The organism is Blastococcus sp. CT_GayMR20, from assembly GCF_004570345.1.
Map to the genome: position 1 here is coordinate 1 of NZ_SPQM01000241.1, position 4,496 is coordinate 4,496.

Here is a 4,496-nt window from a genome sequence, read left to right on the forward strand (position 1 = left end):
CGAGGAGGCCGTGGCGGTCGCGACGGTGTCCGCCGCCGTCAACACCGACCGCGTCGAGCTGGCCCCGGAGCCCGTCTACCCGGACGCCACCTGGGTCTCGGACTACGAGCTCGACCCGTTCGACGTGCCCGACGCCGAGAAGTCGGCCCTGCTCATCGACCTCTCCGAGCAGCTGATGGCCGCCGACGGCGTCGAGCACGTGCAGACGCGCTGCATGCACGTGAAGGAGCTGAAGTACTACGCGGACACCGCCGGCACCCGCACCCGGCAGCAGCGGGTCCGCATCCACCCGGAGTTCACCGCGCTCACCGTCGACCGGGCGACCGGTCAGTTCGAGAGCATGCGCACCCTCGCCCCGCCGGTCGGCCGCGGGTGGGAGTACCTGACCGACGGCTCCTGGGACTGGCGTACCGAGCTGGCGGAGATCCCCGAGCTGCTGCGCGAGAAGACGAAGGCGCCCTCGGTGGACGCCGGCCGCTACGACCTCGTCGTCGACCCCTCCAATCTCTTCCTGACCATCCACGAGTCGATCGGGCACGCCACCGAGCTCGACCGGGCACTCGGCTACGAGGCGGCCTACGCCGGCACGTCCTTCGCGACGGTCGACAAGCTCGGCACCCTCCAGTACGGCTCGCCGCTGATGAACGTCACCGGTGACCGCACCGCCCGGCACGGGCTGTCCACGGTCGGGTGGGACGACGAGGGCGTCGCCGGGCAGCAGTGGGACATCGTCAAGGACGGCGTCCTGGTCGGCTACCAGATCGATCGGAACATGGCCCGCCTGCGCGGGCTGGGGCGCTCCAACGGCTGCTCGTTCGCCGACTCGCCCGGCCACGTGCCGGTGCAGCGGATGGCCAACGTGTCGCTGCAGCCCGCGCCGGACGGCCCCTCGACGGAGGACATCATCGGCGGCGTCGAACGCGGCATCTACGTCGTCGGCGACAAGAGCTGGTCGATCGACATGCAGCGCTACAACTTCCAGTTCACCGGCCAGCGGTTCTACCGGATCGAGAACGGCCGGCTCGCCGGGCAGCTGCGCGACGTGGCCTACCAGGCGACCACGACGGACTTCTGGGGCTCGATGTCGGTCGTCGGCGGCCCGCAGACGTACGTACTCGGCGGGGCGTTCAACTGCGGCAAGGCCCAGCCCGGCCAGGTCGCCCCGGTGAGCCACGGCTGCCCCACGGCGCTGTTCGAGAACGTCACCATCCTCAACACGGTGCAGGAGGCCGGTCGATGACAACCCTCCGCGCGCAGGAGATCGTCGAGAAGGCGCTCGCGGCGTCCACCGCCGACGCCCAGATCACCTACGTCGTCGAGAGCTCCGAGGCCAACCTCCGCTGGGCGGGCAACAGCCTCACCACCAACGGCGCGATGCGCTCGCGGTCCGTCGTCGTCATCTCCTTCGTCGACGGCGGCGCCGGCCTGGCGGCCGGCACGGTGAGCCGCACCGGGACGCCGGACATCGCGGAGCTGGTCGCCGCCAGCGAGCACGCCGCGCGCGACGCCGGGCCCGCGGAGGACGCCGTCCCCCTGATCAGCGACACGCCGCCCGGGAACGGCGACTGGGACGCCGAGCCCGCCTCGACCTCGATCGAGGTGTTCAGCGACTTCGCCCCGGCGCTGGGCCAGGCGTTCGGCGAGGCGCGCGACCGCGACGAGCGGCTGTTCGGGTTCGCCGAGCACTCGATGCGCACGGTCTACCTCGGCAGCTCGACCGGCCTGCGGCTCCGCCACGACCAGCCCACCGGGCGGGTGGAGCTCAACGGCAAGAGCCCGGACTTCACGCGCTCGGTCTGGAGCGGCGTCGGGACCCGCGACTTCCGGGACGTCTCCGTGGCCGACCTCGCCGCCGACGTGCAGCGCAAGCTGGGCTGGTCGCAGCGGCGCATCGAGCTGCCCGCCGGCCGCTACGAGACCGTGCTGCCGCCGTCGGCGGTCAGCGACCTGATGATCTACCTCTACTGGACGGTGGAGGCGCGGGACGCCGACGAGGGCCGCAACGTCTTCGCCCGGCCCGGCGGCGGCAACCGCGTCGGCGAGCGGCTCGCGGCGCTGCCGCTCACCCTGCGCAGCGACCCCGCGGCGCCCGGCCTGGAGACGACGCCCTTCCAGGTGGTGAGCGCGTCGTCGGGGTCGGCGTCGGTGTTCGACAACGGCATGGCGACCCCCGCGGTGAACTGGATCGAGGACGGCACGCTGTCCAACCTCGTCCGGCCGCGGGCCTGGGCGTTGCGGACGACGGCCCCGGCGACCGCGGCCATCGACAACTTGATCCTCGAGGACCCGAACGCGACCGCCTCCCTCGAGGAGATGGTGGCCGCCACCGACCGCGGCCTGCTGCTGACCTGCCTCTGGTACATCCGCGAGGTCGATCCGCAGACCCTGCTGCTGACCGGGCTCACCCGTGACGGAGTCTTCCTCGTCGAGGGCGGGGAGGTGACCGGCGCGGTGAACAACTTCCGGTTCAACGAGTCGCCGGTCGACCTGCTGGGCCGCACGGTCCAGGCCGGGCTCACCGAGCGCACGCTGCCGCGGGAGTGGAACGACTGGTTCACCCGCGCCGCCATGCCGCCGCTGCGGGTGCCGGACTTCAACATGAGCTCCGTGTCCCCGGCCAGCTGATCCCACGGGTCACACCCGTTGCAGGAACGGGGCCGGCGCGGTGCACAAACGCCAACGACCGCCGGAACGCATGGGCAGAACTGACGGCGACGCCAGGTGCTGAGCTGATTACGCTGGGTTTCGGGAGGAAGCGACGCTGCTGAACCCGGGACTGAGTGATTTCTTCGGTCGAGCGATACAGGAACACCTGAAAGCTGCCGATATCTCTCTCACGTCCGCATTTCCACTGCGTGCACAGGGTTCCGCCCACCAGCGGAACTGTCGAGGGGAGGGCTCCGTGAGCAGGAGTCGCAAGCCGTCCGTCTTCCAGGTGGGCAAGGTCCGCGACGACGGCCGCACCGTCGTCATCTCCGGCTGGGGCCTCGGCCTCTGCGCCGCGGGCTGTGCCTGTCACCGCCACCCCTCCGCCGGTCACCTCGCCATCGCCGAGGACCAGGCCGGCGGCCGTCTCGGCCTCGCCACCTTCGACGAGACCTGCACGTGCTGCGAGCCGTGGACCGCCGACGAGCTCGCGGCCATCCTCCGCGACCTCCAGACGGTTGCCAGCCTGCAGGCACAGGAGCCCCTCGCCGGCTGAGTCGCACCCCGTTCCGGGCATCCCGGGAATGCACTGATCCGAACTACCGGCCGCCGCCGTGACCATTCCGGCGGCGGCCGAGTCATGCCTTCCGCCGTCCGATCCCCATTACCGCCTCCTCGCCCGGAATGGGCGACGCGAGTGATGAATGCGCACTCGTGAGGCGGATGGTGCAGACGTGGTCGCGCCGTCCGTGCCGGCCAGCGCGTCGTCCGTCACCTGTCGACACCGAATCCCTACCGTCCGTTTCCGAGCGCATGAGTGCGGCCCCTTCCCCGGGCCCGGCGCAGGGCAGACGGAGGCGGACGGTGCAGTCCACACGCACGACGGGCCGGCGTCGTTCGCGCGCCGTCCTGGCGATCGGTGCCGTTCTCGTGGCCGCCGTCACCGGTCTGCTGGCCCCCACGCCCGCCGGTGCCGTGCCCGGCACCGCCGCCGAGGCCGCCAAACTGGTGCAGGAGACCGCCCAGCAGCTGACCGTCATCGACGAGCAGGTCAAGGAAGCCGAGCTCATCGTCGCCGCGCAGCAGCAGGCCGCGACCACGGCGGCCGAGCAGGCACGGGCCGCCCAGGCCGCGCTGGCCGTCTACGAGCCGCAGCTGCGCGCCATCGCGCAGAGCGGCTACACCGGCCAGACCCAGTCCGGTATCGCGGCCTTCCTCACCAGCCAGTCCGCCGCGGAACTGGTGCAGCAGATGACGACGCTCGACATGCTCGCCCACTACACGAACAGCGTCGTCGCGGAGGCCTCCGCCGCCCAGGCGGCCGCCCTCCAGGCGCAGGCCGACGCCGACGCCGCGGCCGCGACGGCCCAGGCCGGCCTCGACGAGCTGGCGGCGCAGAAGGCCGAGGTCGAGAGGTTGGTCGCGCAGTACCAGGCCGACTTCGACCGGCTCAGCGCGACCGAGCAGGCGGCCGTCACCGCTGCGGTCGCCGGCCGCAGCATCCAGGCGCCCCGCGACCTGCCGATGCCTCCCGGCGCGGCCGGTGACGCCATCCAGGCGGCGCTGGCGCAGGTGGGCGACCGGTACGGCCACGGCGGCACCGGCCCCGACGTCTTCGACTGCTCCGGCCTCACGTCCTACGCCTACGCGGCGGCCGGCATCGTCCTGCCGCACTCCAGCCGGGCGCAGTCCCAGATGGGCACCGAGGTCTCCCGGTCGGAGCTGCAGCCCGGCGACCTGGTCTTCTACTACACGCCGATCAGCCACGTCGCGCTGTACATCGGCAACGGCCTGATCGTGCACGCGCGCACCTACGGGTCGCCGGTGGCGGTCACCAGCGTCGACCAGCG

General features: G+C 72.0%; 4 protein-coding genes. All 4 read left to right on the plus strand.

The features are described 5' to 3' along the window. Positions 1-1,240 (plus strand): TldD/PmbA family protein (locus E4P40_RS26435; protein WP_135161286.1); only part of this gene is annotated, 1,240 nt, incomplete at its 5' end. Further along, positions 1,237-2,625, plus strand: coding sequence for a metallopeptidase TldD-related protein (locus E4P40_RS26440; protein WP_135161287.1), 1,389 nt, complete (start codon positions 1,237-1,239; stop codon positions 2,623-2,625). The genes E4P40_RS26435 and E4P40_RS26440, both read left to right, overlap by 4 nt. Before the next feature lie 277 nt (positions 2,626-2,902). Continuing rightward, positions 2,903-3,202: a hypothetical protein gene (locus E4P40_RS26445; protein WP_135161288.1), complete on the plus strand. Its 300-nt coding sequence runs from the start codon at positions 2,903-2,905 to the stop codon at positions 3,200-3,202. Between the two features lie 308 nt (positions 3,203-3,510). Then, positions 3,511-4,496 (plus strand): C40 family peptidase (locus tag E4P40_RS26450; RefSeq protein WP_245160612.1); only part of this gene is annotated, 986 nt, incomplete at its 3' end.

What these genes read in the sequence shown, in the direction of transcription:
- E4P40_RS26440 (WP_135161287.1), top strand. Translation starts at nt 1,237, where the DNA reads ATGACAACCCTCCGCGCGCAGGAGATCGTCGAGAAGGCGCTCGCGGCG.